At 54.7% G+C, this 19,900-nt stretch carries 9 protein-coding genes and 2 pseudogenes; 7 read left to right on the forward strand and 4 right to left on the reverse strand.

Annotation, left to right across the window (positions count from 1 at the left end; genetic code table 11):
- The first annotated feature begins 36 nt into the window (after positions 1-36).
- The 5 genes and pseudogenes from EL199_RS12530 to EL199_RS12550 all read left to right on the forward strand — a co-directional run bounded on the left by EL199_RS12530 (position 37) and on the right by EL199_RS12550 (position 5,471).
- Entirely contained in the window at positions 37-1,026 is a 990-nt protein-coding gene (locus tag EL199_RS12530; RefSeq protein WP_004143539.1) for a virulence RhuM family protein, read from the forward strand.
- Between the two features lie 92 nt (positions 1,027-1,118).
- A complete protein-coding gene (locus tag EL199_RS12535) occupies positions 1,119-2,294 on the forward strand; it encodes a restriction endonuclease subunit S (protein ID WP_004143540.1) in 1,176 nt (391 codons plus the stop codon).
- 47 nt (positions 2,295-2,341) lie between these two features.
- Entirely contained in the window at positions 2,342-3,952 is a 1,611-nt protein-coding gene (locus tag EL199_RS12540; RefSeq protein ID WP_004143542.1) for an HsdM family class I SAM-dependent methyltransferase, read from the forward strand.
- A 315-nt stretch (positions 3,953-4,267) separates the two neighbouring features.
- A pseudogene (locus EL199_RS12545) lies at positions 4,268-5,058 on the forward strand (IS5 family transposase).
- Positions 5,059-5,225: 167 nt separating this feature from the next.
- On the forward strand, positions 5,226-5,471 hold the full coding sequence (locus EL199_RS12550; RefSeq protein WP_040356328.1) for a type B 50S ribosomal protein L31: 246 nt from the start codon (positions 5,226-5,228) through the stop codon (positions 5,469-5,471).
- A gap of 114 nt (positions 5,472-5,585) precedes the next feature.
- On the opposite strand, the gene pgmB is transcribed toward EL199_RS12550, so the two are convergent.
- The 4 genes from pgmB to EL199_RS12570 form a co-directional block, all read right to left on the reverse strand.
- Complete coding sequence (gene pgmB, locus EL199_RS12555; protein ID WP_004143545.1) at positions 5,586-6,248, reverse strand: beta-phosphoglucomutase; 663 nt, start codon at positions 6,246-6,248, stop codon at positions 5,586-5,588.
- Positions 6,249-6,375: 127 nt separating this feature from the next.
- Positions 6,376-8,640 carry a glycoside hydrolase family 65 protein gene (locus EL199_RS12560; RefSeq protein ID WP_004143546.1) on the reverse strand — a complete coding sequence of 755 codons (2,265 nt, stop codon included), beginning with the start codon at positions 8,638-8,640 and terminating at the stop codon, positions 6,376-6,378.
- Between the two features lies 1 nt (position 8,641).
- Entirely contained in the window at positions 8,642-9,619 is a 978-nt protein-coding gene (locus tag EL199_RS12565; RefSeq protein ID WP_004143547.1) for an aldose epimerase family protein, read from the reverse strand.
- On the reverse strand, positions 9,619-10,977 hold the full coding sequence (locus EL199_RS12570; RefSeq protein ID WP_004143549.1) for an SLC45 family MFS transporter: 1,359 nt from the start codon (positions 10,975-10,977) through the stop codon (positions 9,619-9,621). The genes EL199_RS12565 and EL199_RS12570 overlap by 1 nt, the downstream gene beginning before the upstream one ends.
- Before the next feature lie 362 nt (positions 10,978-11,339).
- Here EL199_RS12570 and EL199_RS12575 point away from each other — a divergent pair.
- Both EL199_RS12575 and EL199_RS12580 read left to right on the forward strand, forming a co-directional pair.
- A pseudogene (locus EL199_RS12575) lies at positions 11,340-12,130 on the forward strand (IS5 family transposase).
- 174 nt (positions 12,131-12,304) lie between these two features.
- Positions 12,305-19,636, forward strand: coding sequence for a glycosyl hydrolase family 28-related protein (locus EL199_RS12580; protein WP_126316107.1), 7,332 nt, complete (start codon positions 12,305-12,307; stop codon positions 19,634-19,636).
- Positions 19,637-19,900: the final 264 nt, after the last annotated feature.

Genomic DNA, 19,900 nt, shown 5'->3' on the forward strand with positions numbered 1-19,900 from the left:
TAGGCAGCCTTAACCATTTATAAATACAGGAAAGCAATGCACAACAACAACATCATCATCTACACCACGGAAGACGGACTATCCGAATTTACCCTGCGCGAGCTTGACGGCGAACTATGGCTTACCCAAAAAGAAATTGCCGAACTCTACCAAACCAGCAAACAAAACATCGGTAAACACATCAAGGCGATATTTGCAGAACAAGAACTGGACGATTCAGTTGTAAACTTTCAGTTTACAACTGCCGCAGACGGCAAGAACTACCGCATGGGGCTTTATCCCCTCTCCCTAATCATCGCCGTCGGCTACCGCGTCCGCTCCACACGCGGTACACAATTCCGCCAATGGGCAACACGGACATTGGGCGAATACATCAGCAAGGGCTTCGTATTAAACGACGACCGGCTGAAAAACCCGCCTGTCGGGACAAACCGTGCCGAAGATCAGTTTGAACAGTTGCTCAACCGCATCAGGGACATCCGCAGCAGCGAACGGCGGATGTATCTGCGTGTGCGCGAAATATTCGCCATGGCGGCGGATTACCAGCCCAGCTTCAAAGAAACCACCCGGTTTTTCAAAATCATACAAAACAAACTTCATTACGCCTGCACCCGTCATACCGCCCCTGAAATTATTTACCAAAGGGCGGATGCGGGGAAACCTAATATGGGTCTGACCCATTGGCGGGGCAAAGAAATCGCCAAAGCCGATGTAACCGTTGCCAAAAACTACCTGAATGAAAAAGAAATCGATGCCCTCAACCGCATTGTTTCCATGTGGCTGGATTTTGCCGAAGACCAGGCGAGCATGAAAAAACAGATATTCCTGCAAGACTGGACAGAAAAACTGGATGCCTTTCTCGCCTTCAATGACCGCCAAGTTTTACAAACAGCAGGGACAATCAGTAAAACGCAGGCAGACGAAAAAGCCTGTATCGAATATGAAAAATTTGCCGCCGCACGCAGACTGGAAAAAGAACGCGAGGGCGAACGCCATATTGCCGAACTGCTGAGCCTGAAAAAATAGCAGGCATCGATGCAGGCTGCTTAAAAAGTGCGGTCGGATTTTGAAATGTTTTTTCAGACGACCTTTGAAGAGTTTTTAGAGATGAATTTAAGATGAAAGAAGAATTAAAAATAAAATTTTTATCGGATTTAATTGATTTCAAAAATGGAAAATCAATTAAACCTTCTAGTGGGGATATCCCTATTTATGGTGGAAATGGTATTCTAGGGTATAGCGAAAAATATAACTATAACAACATATTGATTATTGGGCGCGTTGGTGCTTACTGCGGAAGTATTCATTATCACAAAGAAAAATGCTGGGTTTCTGATAATGCCATAGCAGGCGAAGTCAAAAGCGATTATTCGATTGACTATTTGTACTATTTGATGAAATCACTGAATTTAAATGATAGACAGGTCGGTTCAAGCCAACCACTTTTGACACAAGGGGTTTTGAATAATATTTCTGTAAAGATATATGAATCTTCACAAACCCAACAATCCATCGCCGCCGTCCTATCCGCTTTGGACAAAAAAATCGCCCTGAACAAACAAATCAACGCGCGCTTGGAAGAGATGGCGAAAACCCTGTACGACTACTGGTTTGTGCAGTTCGATTTCCCTGATGCCAACGGCAAGCCCTACAAATCCTCAGGCGGCGAAATGGTGTTTGACGAAACCTTGAAACGGGAAATTCCGAAGGGGTGGGAGGTGAAGAGTTTGGGAGAAATTGCCTCAACAAGTTCTGGGGGGACTCCAACATCAACTATTCAAGAATATTATAAAGGTGGGAATATTCCTTGGATAAACAGTGGGGAATTAAATAATAATTTTATTGTCCACACAGATAATTTTATTACTCAAACAGGAATGGATAATTCAAGTGCAAAACTTGTATCTGAAAAATCTATATTACTTGCTATGTATGGAGCAACAGCAGGAAAAACAAGTCTGATATCTTTTAAAACTACAACAAATCAAGCTATTTGCTCAATCCTTCCCAAAGATATGAATCATAGAGTTTATATAAAAAGTTATTTAGATAATATGTACCTATACTTGGTTCAGCTAAGTTCGGGTTCTGCTCGTGATAACTTATCGCAAGACAAAATTAAACGACTACACCTTGTAATTCCAGAGAGTGGAATTTTGGAAATCTTCTCAAAAGTTACAGAGGATTTTTATAAAAAAATCGAAACAAATCTAAAACAAAGCCACCACCTGACCCAACTACGCGATTTCTTACTGCCCATGCTGATGAACGGACAGGTATTCGTGGCGAAATAAGCCAGCTTTAAGAATCCGACTACGCGATAAAACAAACGAGATAAAAAATGACCGAACAACATTTTACCGAACAAACCAAAGCCCTGATTGACAGTTTGAAAACCATCTGCGTCAACTACGGTTTAGGCAATGACGGCAACGAGTTCAAAATTATCAGTCAGGCGTTTCTGTATAAATTCCTAAACGACAAATACGATTTCGAAGTTAAACAAATTCGCAAAAAAAAGCCCGACGAGCTAATCGAGTTCGTCAATATGGATATTGAGGGAAAAACAGCCGTTTTGAAGCCCGAACATTCCATAAAATATCTGTCCGAGCGACAAAACGGCGCGGACTTTGCCAAACTCTTTGACGATACGCTGACCGATATTGCCGCTTGTAATGCGGATTTGTTTTCAGTGAAAACCGAAGGCGGGGCGAAAATTGTGTTGTTCGAGCGTATCAGTCAATATATTACCGACGAAGGCCGACGCGATGATTTTTGCCGCGCGTTGATTTCCAAGCTGGCAGGTTTCAGCTTTGAGGTGATTTTTGCGCAAAAATTTGATTTTTTCGCCACGATTTTTGAATACCTGATTAAAGACTACAACAGCAATTCCGGCGGCAAATACGCCGAATACTACACGCCGCATGCGGTGGCGCGGATTATGGCGGATATTTTGGTGCCAGAGGCGGTGCGCGGGCAAATCCGCAGCGTGGACGTTTACGACCCGTCGGCTGGCTCGGGAACGCTGTTGATGAATGTCGCGCACGCCATCGGCGAAGACAAATGTATGATTTATACGCAGGATATTTCGCAAAAATCGTCCAATCTGTTGCGGCTGAATCTGATTTTGAACAATTTGGTGCATTCACTGAATAATGTGGTTCAGGGCAATACGATTTTGTCGCCCGCTCATAAAGACGCTTCAGGCCGTCTGAAAAAATTTGATTTCATCGTTTCCAATCCGCCGTTTAAATTGGATTTCAGCGATTTTCGCGACCAATTGGAAGGCGAGGAAAACCGCGAACGCTTTTTTGCCGGTATCCCGAAAATCAAAGCAAAAGATACGGATAAGATGGAAATCTATCAGCTTTTTATCCAGCATATCTTGTTTAGCCTGAAAGAAAACGGCAAAGCGGCAATTGTGTTGCCGACGGGCTTTATCACCGCTCAATCGGGCATCGACAAAAAAATCCGCGAACATTTGGTAGAAAATAAAATGCTCGCCGGCGTGGTTTCTATGCCTTCAAATATTTTTGCTACCACGGGAACTAATGTTTCCATCCTGTTTATCGATAAAGCTAATAAAAACAAAGTAGTATTAATCGATGCATCGGGATTGGGCGAAAAAATCAAAGACGGCAAAAACCAAAAAACCGTACTTTCCCGCGCAGAAGAACAAAAAATCTGCAATACCTTCACGCACAAACAGGTAGTGGAAGATTTCAGCGTGGTGGTCAGCTACGATGAAATTAAAGCCAAAAACTACAGCCTGTCCGCGGGGCAGTATTTCGAGGTAAAGATTGATTATGTAGATATTTCCGCCGACGAATTTGCGCAGAAAATGGCGGAATTTTCGGCGGATTTGGACAAACTCTTCACTGAATCTGCCGAATTGGAACGGGAAATCAAGGATAAATTGCAAAGACTGCAATTCAACGGTGATTATTCATAGTGTCTCTGTATTCCGCATGGATAGTCACCATGGCAAATGTTATTTGGGGATTTATTTTATCGATATGGGTTTTACCCATCCCCTCACACACATCTTTTACAGTCGTTGCAGAGGATTGATACGGCGTTGGTCCGCCAAGCGGCGTAAATACTGGGCCCGTCAAGCGGCGTAAATACAGGCCTCGTCAAGCGGCGTAAACACTGAGCTCACCAAGCGGCGTAAATACTGGCGTAATGGACAAAATAGGTGTTTTTTTCGAGACGTAACGCTCTAAGAACGTGTTCATTGTCTCAGCCTCTGCTGTAAACTATCGGTATGAACAGAAAAACCTACCCAAGCGATATCAGTCGCGAGCAATTTGCGCCTCTCCTTCCCCTGCTGGAAAGTGCCCGTAAACGCACAGCGCCACGCCAGGTGGACTTGTACGATATCTCGTGCCATTCTCTATCTGCAACGCACCGGCTGCTCCTGGCGCGCTTTGCCGGGCGATTTCCCCAAATGGCGCACCGTGCATTCCTACTTCCAGAGATGGACTGAGCTACGCGAGAGTGGCATCAGCATCCTTGAGGAAGCATTAAAAAAATCAGGTAGTTGCGGAGCGCCGCAAGCAGGGTCGCCATGAAGCAACCACTTTCCTGATTATTGATGCGCAGAGTGTGAAGAACACGGATACCGCCATGGAAAAAGGCTACGATGCGGGCAAGAAGGTTAGCGGTATCAAGCGGCATATCGCGGTTGACACGCAGGGTTTGCCGCATGCGCTTGCGGTAACGACGGCGGATATTACGGATAGAAAAGGCTGTCTGCTAGCCTTGGAACATGGGCGGGATAATCTTGGTGCGGTACAAAAAATCCTTGCTGACGGTGGTTACACGGGTAAAGCATTTGCTTCGTCGGTACAGGAGTTGATTGGTGCGGAGGTAGAGATTGCCAAACGAAACGAATTGCACCGTTTTGCAGTATTGCCGAAGCGATGGGTAGTAGAGCGCAGTTTTTCCTGGTTGGAAAAGAATAGGCGGCTTTGGAAAAACTGCGAGCGTAAGTTGAGTACCAGTCTGCAAATGGTAGCTTTGGCTTTCTTGGGAGTCCTGCTGCGAAGACCATGAACACGTTCTAAGGTGTACACGCTTACGAATGTTTTTAACGCAGCAGATACCGAATCTAGACTTGAAAAACCACGCGATGGTGGGAGTCGGTAGGTCCTCCTTGCAACAGTGACCGTAAACCGATGAAATCACGCGGTTTTTTTCATAGCAACCCGAATGGAGATTTCATGAAACCCGATATTCATCCGAACTACCGTCCGGTCGTCTTCAAAGACAACAGCGCCGACTTCGCCATCCTGACCCGTTCTACCGTCGAAACCAAAGAAACAATCACTTGGACCGATGGCAAAGAATATCCGCTGGTGCGCGTTGATATCAGCAGCCAATCCCACCCGTTCTATACCGGCAAACAGAACATTGTTGATACTGCCGGTCGTGTGGATCGCTTCAAACGCAAATACGGCAAGAAATAAACCGCTTTCTGCGATAAAAAAACCGGCGTCAAGCCGGTTTTTTTATCGCAAGTTCGGTAGAAGAAAAAAGGCTCCATCATGGGGCTTGTTATTTTTGTTTGTCGCATTGATGCTTCAATGCAGCGCCGCCCAAACTTCATCTAGATAGGCGAGAGTCAGGTGGGCAGTATCGGGGACGAGGGCGATGTCACTGCCCAGGTCTTCTGCTTTGCCCACGCCGACAGGCAGCGCACCGGCGGCTTTGATGGCGGTGATGCCGGCGGCGGCGTCTTCAATGCCGATGCAGTCGCGGATGTCCACCCCCACGCCTTGCGCGGCGGCGAGGAAAATGTCCGGTGCCGGTTTGGAGTGGGCGACGGCGGCAGGGTCGGCAATGGCGTCGAAGTAGGCGGTGAGCTGCATTTTTTCGAGCAGGAAGGGGCCGTTTTTGCTCGCCGAGGCCAGCGCGATTTTTTTGCCCGCCGCGCGCAGGGCTTGCAGCAGGGCGAGGATGCCCGGGTACACGTCTTCAGGACGGACGGCCTGAATCATTTCGACGTAGTTGTCGTTTTTGCGTGTGGTCAGGCGGGCAAATTCGGCATCGTCCACACTTTTGCCGCCGTAGGCGAGAATGCGGCGCAAGGAATCGTCACGCGAGACGCCTTTGAGTTGTTCGTTGAAGGCGCGGTCGATATGAATGCCCTGTTCTTCGGCGAGTTTTTTCCAGGCCAGGTAGTGGTATTCGGCAGTGTCGGTGATGACGCCGTCGAGGTCGAAGAGGACGGCTTGGTAGGTCATGGTTGTTCTCCTGTGTTGAGAGATTCGTCAAGCGGCGTACGCGGGGTTTGCGCATAGTCTTCCCCCTTGCGTCGCTGCGTGACACCTTTCCCCGCAAGCGGGGGAAGGGATTTTTCTCTGTGGTTTTTTACCCGTTTTTTTGCAGTGGCGCGCTGTGGCTGTCTTTCAGGGTCAGGGTTTCGCCATAGAGTTTGAGCGGCAGGGCGTCACCTTTGAGCAGGCGCAGGGTGACGTTTTTGCCGTCCACTTCTATTTTTATCAGGCGGCCACGGTAGTTGATATGGAAGGTGTAGCCCGTCCAGTCTGATGGCAGGAAGGGCGCGAAGCTGAGGGTACCACCCCAGGTTTTCATTTGTGCGAAGCCCTGGACGATGGCCAGCCATGAACCGGTCATGGAGGTGATGTGCAGGCCGTCTTCGGTGTCGTTGTTGTAGTTGTCGAGGTCGAGGCGGGCAGTGCGCTGGTACATTTCCACGGCTTTGGCTTCTTTGCCGAGTTCGGCGGCGAGGATGGCGTGGATGGAGGGCGACAGCGAGCTTTCGTGCACGGTCATCGGTTCGTAGTAGTCGAAGTTGCGCCGTTTTTCGTCGAGGGTGTAGCGGTCGCCGAAGAAGTAGATGCCTTGCAGGACGTCGGCCTGTTTGATGAAGGGCGAGCGCAGGATTTTGTCCCACGACCATTTCTGGTTCAGCGGCAGGTCGTCCGGCGAGAGGGCGGAGACGGGGCGGATGTCTTTGTCGAGGAAGCCGTCGTGCTGGACGAAGATGCCCTGTTCTTTGTCTTCGGGATAGTACATGTTCGCGATGATGTCCTGCCATTTGCCGCGCTCGGCGTCGCTGATGTTGAGGTCGGGGCGCGGGTGTTTTTGCAGGGCCTCCAGGGTGTATTGCAGTACCCAGGCGGCGAGGGTGTTGGTGTACCAGTTGTTGTTGATGTTGTTTTCGTATTCGTTCGGCCCGGTCACGCCGTGGATCATGTATTTGCCGTGGCGTTTGGAGTAGTGGACGCGGTCCGCCCAGAAGCGCGAGACTTCGACCAGCACTTCCAGACCTTCTTTGGCGAGGTAGCTGTCATCGCCGGTGTAGTTGGTGTAGTTGTAGATGGCGTAAGGGATGGCACCGTTGCGGTGGATTTCTTCGAAGGTGATTTCCCATTCGTTGTGGCATTCGACGCCGGTGAAGGTAACCATCGGGTAGAGCGCGCCGGCGAGGCCTTGCTGTCGGGCGTTGTGCTGGGCCTGCGGCAACTGGTTGTGGCGGTATTTGAGCAGGTTGCGGGTGACGTTCGGCTCGGCCAGGGCGAGGTAGAGTGGTACGGCGTAGGCTTCGGTGTCCCAGTAGGTGGCGCCGCCGTATTTTTCGCCGGTGAAGCCTTTCGGGCCGATGTTGAGGCGGGCGTCTTCGCCGTAGTAGGTGGCGAATAGCTGGAAGAGGTTGAAGCGGATGCCTTGTTGTGCTTCGTTGTTGCCGCTGATGACGACGTCGGCGATATCCCAGCGCTGTTTCCAGCCCGCTTCGTGGGCGGCGAGGAGGTCGGCGTGGTTTTGTCCGCTGATGTTTGCGGAGAGGTCGCGTCCGGCTTTTTGTACGGCGGCGAGACCGTCGTAGTCGCGGCTGGTGGTGATGATGACGCGTTTTTCAAAGGTTTTCGGCGCCGCGCCCACTTCGGCTTCGAAGCGGTTAGTCACGCGCCAGTCGCTGCTGTCGTGGCCGGTGGCGGTGAAGTCGCCAGCGAAGGTTTGTTCGGCGTTGACGATGAATTGGTCAACGCCGAAGGGATTGGCGACGGTTTGGGTGGCAATGCTGCCACGGTCGGCGGCAACGTCGCGCGCCAGTACTTGCCAGAATTTTTCTTCGTAGTTGGCGTCTTCGTTTTTCACGTCGGCGTCAATGACGGCGTCAATGCGTACTTTGTGGGTTTTGCCGTCGGTGGCGGTGATGTCCCAGCGGATGAGCGCCAGTTCTTTTTGCGCGACGGAGAGGAATTTGCTGATGCGGAACTGGACGCCGAAGAGGGTGAACTGGCGGTGCAGGACGCCAGTGTGCATGTCGAGTTCGAGGACGAAGTCGGTGGGGGCGTGTTTGCCGAGGTCAACTTCCTGGCCGTCAACGTAGATGGCAACTTTGCTGTAATTCAAGGCGTTGATGGCTTTGCCGAAGTATTTGGGGTAGCCGTTTTTCCACCAGCCGACGCGGGTTTTGTCCGGGAACCACACGCCGCCGATGTAGGTGCCGAGGTGGCTGTCGCCGCTGTAGGTTTCTTCGAAGTTGCCGCGCATGCCCATGTAGCCGTTGCCGAGGCTGGTCAGGCTTTCTTGCAGGCGCTTGTGTTCTTTTTCCAGTTTGGTGCTGCGGATGCTCCAGGGGTGGATTTCCATGATTCTCAGGTACATATCAGTGTCCTCTTTCGGGTTGGAAGATGATGGTGGATTGGTGGCGCGCGCCGTCTTTGAGGCGGATGTCGCCGTATTCGGGACGGTGCAGGCTGTTGGGCAGGGTTTGCAGTTCGGTGGCGAGTGCGTCGTAAGTGCCCGCGTCATGCGCGGTGCTGTCCTGCGGTGCAGCGGTGAAGATAATCAGGCCGTTGCGGTCGCCATAGAGGCGGACGCGGTAGTCGGGGGTACTCAGGATGGCTGCTGCCTGGCGGATGTCAGCGGGGACGCGGTAGATGTCGTCAAAACCCCCGCTTGCGCGCACGGCATCATCCAGCGGACGCGCAAGGCGGAAGTCGTAAGCGGGATTGTCGTCTGCATTGAGCGGCAGTTTTTCCGCATTGACGGCGATATGTTCGCCCTGCGGGATGTGCAGGGTGCAGCCGTGCAGGCCGCGCGGCAGGCGCCAGTAGATATGCAGGGTCGGGTCAAACACGGTGTCGCCATGCGCCGTCGCTTCGTAGCGGAGGGTGAGGCGGTCGTCCGCGGCCAGCTGGTAATCAATGCTGAGTTCAAGGTCGCCGGGGTAGCCGTCCTGCGCCGCAGTCACGGTCGTGCTGAGGCGCAGTAACTGCGCATCCAGCCGCTGCACGGTGAAGAGCCTCCCCGCCAGCCCGTGCGAACCGCCGTGCAGGGCGTTACGCCCTTCGTTCGCCTCCACGCGGCAGGATTTGCCGAAGAGGTCGAATGCGGCCCCAGCGATGCGTCCGGCGACGCGGCCAATCTGCTTGTTAATCTGAAACGGGTTCTGCACATAATCGGCGGCGTTGTCGTAGCCGATGACCAGCGGCAGGCGGCCATTATCTGTGCGCAGCGAGTAATCTTGGACGATACCGCCAAGATTGAGCACACACACCCGTGTGCCGCGCGCATTTTCCAGGTAATAGCCGACGACCGGCACCCCGTGCAGGGTGCCGAACGGTTTGGACAGCGCATCCATCAGGCGTGATCCGTCTTGGCGTGCGTTTCCTTAATCAGGAACACCGAAAACGCGCCGGCAAGCAGGATGATCCCGGCGGCAATAAACATATTGGCCTGTGTGCCGCCCAATAACGGGTAGAGGCCGAAACTCATAAGCGAAGCGACAATCTGCGGCAGGCAAATCGAGCCGTTAAAGAGGCCGAGATAGGTGCCCATATGTTTGCCGGAAAGGGCATTGGTCACGATTGTCAGCGGGTAAGTGATAATCCCCGCCCAGGCAATGCCGACCAGGATAAAGGACAGAATCAGCACATATTTATTGCCGACATAGGCGATGGAGAGGAAACCCAGCGCACCCAGTGCCAGACAGGCGAAATAACCGTGCTTATGGAACTGGTTCGGCACCTTCGCCAGCACATACGAGCACGCGACTGCCGCGATGGACTGCACCGCCGCCAGCATCCCGTACCAGTTGCCCGCTTCCTGATAGCCGGCAGAAGCGGCGTCTGTGGTCTGCCAGACATTGGCGGCAATCGCGCCTGCGGAATACGTCCACAAATACTGGAAGGCAAACCAGCAGAAAAACTGCGTCAATGACACCGTCCAGAAGGCCTTGGGCGCGGTTTTCAGCAGCGTCAGCCAGCTCACCTTGTCCTGATTGTCCTGCACTGAAATACCGTGATAACGCGCATAAGTGGCAGGGTCGTACTCCTTCACCTTGAAAATCGTGAAGGCGCTGGTAATGACGAGCAGCGCCGCGCCGACATAAAACGCGACCACCACCGTCTGCGGCACCACGCCCGCCGGTGCCGTGTTGGCGAGACCGATATAGGCGAACACGAACGGCAACACGGCGGCAATCACCGAACCGGCATTGGCGAGAAAACTCTGAATACCGTAGGCATAACTCTTCTGCTCGTCGTTAACCATATCGCCGACCATCATCTTGAACGGCTGCATTGCCATGTTGGACGACACATCCAGCAGGGCAATCATCAGCGCGCCAAATACCAGCGCGGCAAGTGGGCCAAAGCCGAAACTGCCGGAGTTCGGCATCAAAATCATGACCAGCACGGCAATCAGCGCGCCATACAGCAGATACGGCAGGCGGCGGCCACCGAGACGCGGTGCCCAAGTGCGGTCCGAATAATGGCCGACGATGGGCTGTACCAAAAGACCCGCCAGCGGCGGCAGGATAAAGAACCAGCCGAGACTGTGCGGGTCAGCGCCGAGTGTTTGGAAAATGCGGCTCATCTGCGAGCTTTGCAGGGTGAAGGCCGTCTGCACGCCGAGAAAACCGAAGCTGATCATCCAGATAGTACTTTGGGGCAGCGTGGGCAGGCCTTGCTGCGCCGTTTGCGGGGTGAGTTCCGACATAAGAAAACTCCTCTGATGGGCGGAATGCTCCTGATTGCGGCATTCCGGTGATTAATCATTCCGTGGGAAAACGCTTTAATAATTTTTGAATTAAAGTTCCGGTAAAAACAAGATTCTCCACCCCCTACGATTGATAAATCTTGAATAAGATTAACTGAAATAGTAAAAAAAATCTAGAAATTCCACGGTTATTTTCACAAAGACAGGAGTGATGATTATCAGGGGATAACATCTGCATATGTGGCAACAGGCAGGACTAACGCCGCTTGGCGGGATTTTGCAGTCAGGCAGAAAGCCGGAGAGATGACCGGGGACGGCTTAGAACGTGTTCATTGTCTCAGCCTCTGCTGTAAACTATCGGCATGAACAGAAAAACCTACCCAAGCGATATCAGTCGCGAGCAATTTGCGCCTCTCCTTCCCCTGCTGGAAAGTGCCCGTAAACGCACAGCGCCACGCCAGGTGGACTTGTACGATATCTCGTGCCATTCTCTATCTGCAACGCACCGGCTGCTCCTGGCGCGCTTTGCCGGGCGATTTCCCCAAATGGCGCACCGTGCATTCCTACTTCCAGAGATGGACTGAGCTACGCGAGAGTGGCATCAGCATCCTTGAGGAAGCATTAAAAAAATCAGGTAGTTGCGGAGCGCCGCAAGCAGGGGCGCCATGAAGCAACCACTTTCCTGATTATTGATGCGCAGAGTGTGAAGAACACGGATACCGCCATGGAAAAAGGCTACGATGCGGGCAAGAAGGTTAGCGGTATCAAGCGGCATATAGCGGTTGACACGCAAGGTTTGCCGCATGCGCTTGCGGTAACGACGGTGGATGTTACGGATAGAAAAGGCTGCCTGCTAGCCTTGGAACGTGGGCGGGATAATCTTGGTGCGGTACAAAAAATCCTTGCTGACGGTGGTTACACGGGTAAAGCATTTGCTTCGTCGGTACAGGAGTTGATTGGTGCGGAGGTAGAGATTGCCAAACGAAACGAATTGCACCGCTTTGCGGTATTGCCGAAGCGATGGGTAGTAGAGCGCAGCTTTTCCTGGTTGGAAAAGAACAGACGGCTTTGGAAAAACTGTGAGCGTAAGTTGAGTACCAGTCTGCAAATGGTCGTTTTGGCTTTCTTGGGAGTCCTGCTACGAAGACTGTGAACACGTTCTAAACAGCGGTGATGGCATGGTTGCTGCTATCAAATTAAAGAAGAATGACACCTACCAGAGCCCCGCAACCTACCGTTTCGTGGCAAAATATTACCGTCACATTACCGGCCTATTTACAAGTTATGAAAGACCCGGGAAAACAACCGCTTAACCAGGAGACCCGTCATGGCCCGCATCACCCTTAGTCTGAAAAACCCCGTCGGTGACATCCTTGCCACCTACGCGCTTGATACCACTGGCGTGGTACAGCACATCGAGGCAATGGATGACGTGTACTATCAGTTTACGGATGAGGCGAGCGGGATCGGGCCGGAACAGCTGATCACCGAGCGGAAGGGTGATGACCTCTACATCGCCTTTGATGATGGCACCGACCTGATCATCGACCACTACTTTAGCCAGGGAGAAGGCGCGCTGGTTGGCACACAAGCCAACGGCGGACTGCATAGCTACCCCGTGGCCGCCCTTAGCGAACACGAATTGGCAGCGGAAGTTGCCGCTGCACAAACGTTTGCGCCTGATACTGTGGACAACGCCGGGCTGGCCGCTCTCGGTGGGCTCGCCCTGGTGGGCGGTGGTATCGCACTTGCCGCGCATAACCACGACAAACATCATCACGACAACAACGTGACACCGCAGCCGCAACCCGAACCACAACCCAACCCGAACCCGCAACCCAACCCGAACCCGAACCCGAACCCGAACCCGCAACCTAACCCGAACCCGCAACCTAACCCGAACCCGCAACCTAACCCGAACCCGCAACCTAACCCGAACCCGCAACCTAACCCGAACCCGCAACCTAACCCGAACCCGCAACCTAACCCGAACCCGCAACCTAACCCGAATCCGCAACCCAATCCAAATCCGCGACCCAATCCAAATCCGCAACCCAATCCAAATCCGCAACCCAATCCAAATCCGCAACCCAATCCAAATCCGCAACCTAACCCGAACCCACAGCCGCCGCAACCCAATCACGCGGGCAAAATTAGCATCAGCGGCGAGGCGAAAGTCGGACAAACGCTGACCGCCGCCGTTGCCGATGACGACGGCGTACCCGCTAACGTGCAATACCAATGGCTGCGCGACGGTCGGCCCATCAGCGGACAAACGGGCAGCAGCTACACGCTCACCAAAGACGACGCGGGACACAAAATCACCGTACGCGCGACCTACAAAGACAACGCTGGACATGATGAAAGCCCGCTGAGCGAGGCAACAGCAGCAGTTGCCGACGTCCCTGCACCGAATCCGCAGCCTAATCCGAACCCGCAGCCGCAACCCAATCACGAAGGGAAAATCACCCTTAGCGGCGAAGCGAAAGTCGGACAAACCCTGACCGCTGCCGTTAGCGATGACGACGGCGTACCAAGCAACGTGCAATACCAGTGGTTACGCGACGGCCAGCCGATTAACGGACAAACGGGCAGCAGCTACACGCTCACCAAAGACGACGCGGGACACAAAATCACCGTACGCGCGACCTACAAAGACAACGCTGGACACGACGAAAACCCGCTAAGCGAGGCCACCGCTACCGTTACCGATACCCCGGCACCAAATCCGCCGCCGCAACCCAATCACGCGGGCAAAATTAGCATCAGTGGTGAGGCCAAAGTTGGACAAACATTGACCGCTGCCGTTAGCGACGACGACGGCGTCCCCGCTAACGTGCAATACCAATGGCTGCGCGACGGCCAGCCGATTAGCGGACAAACGGGCAGCAGCTACACCCTCACCCGTGACGACGCGGGACACAAAATCACCGTGCGCGCCACCTACAAAGACAACGCCGGACACGATGAAAGCCCGCTAAGCGAGGCAACAGCGGCGGTTGCCGACACCCCTGCACCAAATCCGCAGCCGAATCCAAATCCGCAGCCGCAACCCAATCATGAAGGCAAAATCACTATCAGCGGTGAGACCAAAGTCGGACAAACGCTGACCGCTGCCGTTAGCGATGACGACGGCGTACCCGCTAACGTGCAATACCAGTGGTTGCGTGACGGTCAGCCGATTGCCAACCAAACAGGCAACACCTATACCCTCACCCGCGACGACGCGGGACACAAAATCACCGTACGCGCGACCTACAAAGACAACGCCGGACACGACGAAAGCCCGCTAAGCGAGGCAACAGCGGCGGTTGCTGACGTCCCCGCGCCAAATCCGCAGCCAAATCCGCAGCCAAACCCACAACCGAATCCAAACCCGAATCCGCAACCGCAACCCAATCACGCAGGCAAAATCAGTATCAGCGGCGAAGCGAAAGTCGGGCAAACGCTGACCGCAGCCGTTAGCGATGACGACGGCGTACCAAGCGACGTGCAATACCAATGGCTACGAGACGGCCAGCCGATTGCCAACCAAACAGGCAGCAGCTACACGCTCACCCGCGACGACGCCGGGCACAAAATCACCGTGCGCGCGATCTACAAAGACAACGCCGGACACGACGAAACCCCGTTGAGCGAGGCCACGGCTACCGTCGCCGATACCCCGGCACCAAATCCGCCGCCGCAACCGAATCACGCAGGGAAAATCAGCATCAGTGGTGAGGCCAAAGTTGGACAAACATTGACCGCTGCCGTTAGCGATGACGACGGCGTACCCGCTAACGTGCAATACCAGTGGTTGCGTGACGGCCAGCCGATTGCCAATCAAACAGGCAACACCTATACCCTCACCCGCGACGACGCGGGACACAAAATCATCGTGCGCGCGACCTACAAAGACAACGCCGGACACGATGAAAGCCCGACGAGCGAGGCGACGGCGAGCGTGGCAGATAACGCTAACGCGCCGTTGATGCACGACGATTTCTCGTCCTATCCACTGCACAAGACTTACGTCGATAACGATACTTTTGGTGCGTGGAAAGTGGCCTTTGCCGGCTATGGCAACGCTGAAATCATTGATAACGGTGGTGGCAATCAGGCCTTGCAATTAAAGCCGATGGCGCGTAGCGGACAGACAGAGACTTCATCCACAATGGTTGTTAGCACCATGCAGACGGGGGATGAGTTCACTTATAGCGGCACCATCGCCACTCCTGAACAGCTGCGTCAGGGTGCAATACCCAATGCTTGGGAAACGGCATGGCTCGTGTGGAATCACACCGATAACGACCACTACTATTATTTTGTTGCCCGCGCTGATGGTTGGGAACTCGGCAAACGCGACCCTGCTTACAGCGGTGGCCAGCGCTTCATGGCGACCGGCAGCGAAAGCTGGCCGTTGGCGGAGCCCAAAAATTTTGTCGTCACGAAAAGCGGCAACACCGTGGAAATCAGCATCAACGGCAAGGTGATTACCACCTTTACCGATGACGAAAATCCCTATACCGGCGGCACCATCGGCCTCTATACCGAAGATGCGCGCATCGTCGCCGATGACATCAACCTGACGGCAACGGCCAACATCACCGGCACGACCAACCACGGTGGCGTGGCCTCCATCAGCGGCAAGGCCGCGACCGGTGAAGTCTTGCACGCCGCCATCAGCGATGGCGACGGTGCTGTCAGCAACGTTAGCTATCAGTGGATGGCCGCCGGCAAGGAGATCAGCGGAGCAACCGGCGAAACCTACACCGTCACAGCGGATAACAGCGGCAAAATCATCAGCGTGCGCATCACCTATACCGATAGCACTGGCAAAGTGGAAAGCGTCATCAGCCCGCCCACAGCCGTAGTAGACAGCGGCAATGACGGCGGTGCGAACCAACGGGGGCAAGTCACCCTGAGCGGCACAGCCGCCGTCGGCGAGACCCTGACTGCAAACGTTAGCGATGGCGACGGCCTGCCTGACCGCATCCAGTACACCTGGCTGGCAAACGGAGCGGCGATCAACGGCGCGAACGGCAGCAGCTATACCATCACCGCCGCCGATGTCGGCAAAGTCATCAGTGTGCAGGTGTATTACTACGATAAGGCAGGGCATGAGGAAAACCTGCTCAGTGACGCTACAAACGCCGTCACCGACACCGCACCGCCGCCGGCGGAAAACCACGCACCGACCGGCAGCGTCACCATTACAGGCGAAGCCGTAGTCGGCAAAACCCTCAACGCCTCTAATGACCTGGCCGATGATGACGGCTTGGGTAACATTACCTATCACTGGCTGGCGGATGGCAAAGAAATCGGCACGGGGGCGAGCTACACCCTGACCGAAGCCGAAAAAGGCAAAACTATCACGGTTAAAGCGACCTATACCGACGGCAAAGGCACAGCAGAAGCGGTGGAAAGCCGTGCGACCGATGCCGTCGCTGAAGATACCCCGCCCCCCGCGAACCACGAAGGCACAGTTGCTATCAGTGGTGAAGCCAAGATTGGCAGCACTCTCACCGCTGCCCTTGATGACAAGGACGGTGTTGACACCGCCCAGGCACAATACCAATGGCTGCGCGATGGTCATCCCATTAACGGGCAGACAGGCAATACCTATCAGCTCATCCAAGAGGATGCCGGGCACAAAATTACCGTGCAGGCGACCTATAAAGACAACACCGGACATGATGAAAGCCCTGTCAGTGAAGCAGCGGATATCCCCGCCCTGTCTGCCAACCATCAGGGCAGCGTTGCCATTAGTGGCGAAGCGAAAGTGGGCAATACTCTTACTGCGACTGTAAGCGACGGCGATGACTTCGCTGCTGACAAAGTGCAATACCAATGGCTGCGCGACGATCAGCCTATTGATAGTGCCAACAGCAGCACCTACACCCTGACCAAAGACGACGCCGGACATAAAATCACCGTGCGCGCCACCTATCAGGACAATGCCGGGCATGATGAAAACCCGACCAGTGATGGGACTGACATCCCCATGCCGCCGCCGTCTGGCAAAGTCGGTGAATATGTACCGAAGCCGACCACCGACTTTATTGCCAACGTCAAAGATGCGGAATATGGCGCCAAGGGCGACGGGCAAACGGATGACACGGCTGCTATCCAGAAAGCCATTGATGCGGTCGCGGAAAAAGGCGGCGGTATCGTCGATATTCCAAACGGCACCTATCTGATTGACGCCATGCGTCAGGAAACCTCGTCCTACGAAACCAGCGGCCTCGTCCTGAAAAGCAACGTCATCCTGCGCATGGCTGACGGCACTGTGCTCAAATCGCTGCCGAACGACTCGCAGTTCGCCTCCGTCATCACCATCAAAGACGCCAACAACGCCCATATGTACGGCGGTACGGTAGTAGGCGACCGCAGCATCCACACTGGCGAATACGGCGAATGGGGTCACGGTGTGCGCATCACAAATTCCACCAACGTCGTCATCGAGAAAGTCACCTCAAAAGAAAACTGGGGTGACGGCTTCTACGTCGGCAAGCGCGGCGGCAGCGACATCGAGACCCAAAACATCACCTTCTATCAGGTGAACGCCGATCACAACCGCCGCCAGGGCATCTCCATTACCCACGGCAAGGGCATCAAAGTCCTCAACTCCGTCTTCAAGGATACCGACGGCACCGACCCGCGCGCCGGCATCGACATCGAGCCGAACAAAAACGAACAAGTCAGCGACGTGGAATTGCGCGGCAACACCTTCTCCGGCAACCGCTACGGTATCGTTGCCTCGAACCACATGCACGGCGGCAGCACGGCGGTGAAAAACGTTACCTTCGAAAACAACATCGTCGAGGATAACCACGTTGGCATCCTCTACGTCGGCGTCGAAGGCGGCACCATCCGCCACAACACCGTGCGTCAAAAACACGATATGCCCGAGAAATACCCCTATCACCACCAGTACGGCATAGAACTGCGCAACGGGGCCGTGCATCCGACCACCGGCGTTACCGTCAGCGATAACGACCTCTACGGCGGCAACGTCATCGACCGCCAGACCAGTGGCAACACCATCGGCACCAACCACTTCAAGAGCGCCGTGTACATCAAGGGGATTGCCCAGCCGGGACAAACCCTCACTGCCGAAGTCTATGACGGTGATTACGGCGAACTGTACCGCCACATCAGCATTAAAGTGCCGGCCAAATCCGTGACCAGCTACCGCTGGTATGCCGACGGCGTAGAAATTGAAGGGGCGCACGAATCCACCTACACCCTGACCGAGGCGGAAAAAGGCAAGAAAATCACCGTCAAAATCGCCTACACCGACACCGCCGGGCAGGAAGAAAGCGCCACCAGCACCGATACCATGCCGGTTGGCTACGAGAACCACGCGCCGACCGACATCACCCTCGATCCACTCGTCATCTACGGCAACGAAGACCAGGCTGAAGTCGGCACCCTCAAAGCCATTGACGCGGACAAGGGCGACCGCTTCACCTACACCGTCAATGACGACCGTTTCGAAGTCAACGGCGACATGCTGCGTCTGAAAAAAGGACAAAGCCTCGACTACGACAAAGTGAACAGCGTCACCCTCACCGTCACCGCGACCGACCAGATGGGAGCAAGCTACAGCAAAACCTTCACCACCTACATCCGCGCGCCGAAAGGAATGCCCGGCTTCGACTACTACGACCTCACCCTGTCTGCCAACAAACTGATGGAAGGACAGGATGGCGCCAGCGTCGGCAAACTCACCCTGCGTGACCGCAGCGTCGGCAAAGACTACACCTACCACGTCAGCGACCCGCGTTTCGAAATCGTGGACGGCACCCTCAAACTCAAAGCCGGGCAGAAAATCAACTACGACCAGGAACAAACCGTCGCCGTCAGCGTGACCGTCAGCAACAGCGGCGGCATGACCATGCGCAAAACCTTCACCCTGCACGTCGAAGACGACCCGAACTACCCGCCCAGCGGCAACAACGTACTGCCTGAACCTGTGGACATCCACAACGCCACCGAGGCGGCTGATGCCCTGCACAAACACGACGCCGACAGCGCAGACAGCCCTAACCACAGCGGCCAAAACAGCGACGGCCACGGCGCAGCGGCAAACCACGCGGAAAGCGGCGATACCCATACCACCACTGACCACGCGCAGCACGACGGCGCCGCAAACAACGCCGCGCAGACCCTGGGCGATAGCGATGCCCCCATCCACCTCAGCGCGCCCCTCAACGCCGCGGATCACGCCGAACTGGCAGACAAGAGCAGCGCAGAAATCCTCGACCACCTCGGCGAGCATGGCGGCGACGCCTTCACCTTTGACGCCAGCGAAACCCCGCACACCCTCACCGGCACGGACGGCAACGACAACCTCGTCGCGGTCGGCGGCGCGAACACCCTCAAAGGCGGCGAAGGTGCGGACCAGTTCATCTTCATCACCCAGCCAAAAGACGGGGCCAGCCCGGCGCTGAGCCAAATCCTCGACCTCAACAGCGGGGAAGACCGAATCCGCCTCGTCGCAGGCAAAGGCGAAAGCATCAGCGACCTGCAATACGACGCCGACAGCCGCCTCCTCAGCTACACCCTGCACGACAGCGAAAATCGCAGCTACCACAACAGCATCACGGTGAACGCGCACGACGGCCACGCCCTGACGCAGGAAGAAGTGCTGGCGGCGGTGAGCATCCTGTAAACAGCGCCAAGCGGGACAAACACTGTTTTATATTCCCCCTTCCGGCCTTCGGCCACCTTCCCGGGTACCCATGAAAAAAATGCGAGCATTTTTTTCATGGAGCCCCGTCCCCCGTAAGCGGGGGAAAGGATTTTTTCCGTGCAAGATTCGGGCTTGGGCGCGCGCCAAGCGGATAAACACTGGGTTCGTGGGCAGCGCGCCAAGCGGGGTAAATGCTGGGTTCGTGGCGAGCCTCCAAGCGGGATAAACGCTGGGCTCGCGGCG

The organism is Cardiobacterium hominis (assembly GCF_900637305.1).
In the GTDB taxonomy this organism is placed as follows: Bacteria; Pseudomonadota; Gammaproteobacteria; order Cardiobacteriales; family Cardiobacteriaceae; genus Cardiobacterium; species Cardiobacterium hominis.

What these genes read in the sequence shown, in the direction of transcription:
- EL199_RS12530 (WP_004143539.1), top strand. Translation starts at nt 37, where the DNA reads ATGCACAACAACAACATCATCATCTACACCACGGAAGACGGACTATCC.
- EL199_RS12535 (WP_004143540.1), top strand. Translation starts at nt 1,119, where the DNA reads ATGAAAGAAGAATTAAAAATAAAATTTTTATCGGATTTAATTGATTTC.
- EL199_RS12540 (WP_004143542.1), top strand. Translation starts at nt 2,342, where the DNA reads ATGACCGAACAACATTTTACCGAACAAACCAAAGCCCTGATTGACAGT.
- EL199_RS12550 (WP_040356328.1), top strand. Translation starts at nt 5,226, where the DNA reads ATGAAACCCGATATTCATCCGAACTACCGTCCGGTCGTCTTCAAAGAC.
- pgmB (WP_004143545.1), bottom strand. Translation starts at nt 6,248, where the DNA reads ATGACCTACCAAGCCGTCCTCTTCGACCTCGACGGCGTCATCACCGAC.
- EL199_RS12560 (WP_004143546.1), bottom strand. Translation starts at nt 8,640, where the DNA reads ATGTACCTGAGAATCATGGAAATCCACCCCTGGAGCATCCGCAGCACC.
- EL199_RS12565 (WP_004143547.1), bottom strand. Translation starts at nt 9,619, where the DNA reads ATGGATGCGCTGTCCAAACCGTTCGGCACCCTGCACGGGGTGCCGGTC.
- EL199_RS12570 (WP_004143549.1), bottom strand. Translation starts at nt 10,977, where the DNA reads ATGTCGGAACTCACCCCGCAAACGGCGCAGCAAGGCCTGCCCACGCTG.
- EL199_RS12580 (WP_126316107.1), top strand. Translation starts at nt 12,305, where the DNA reads ATGGCCCGCATCACCCTTAGTCTGAAAAACCCCGTCGGTGACATCCTT.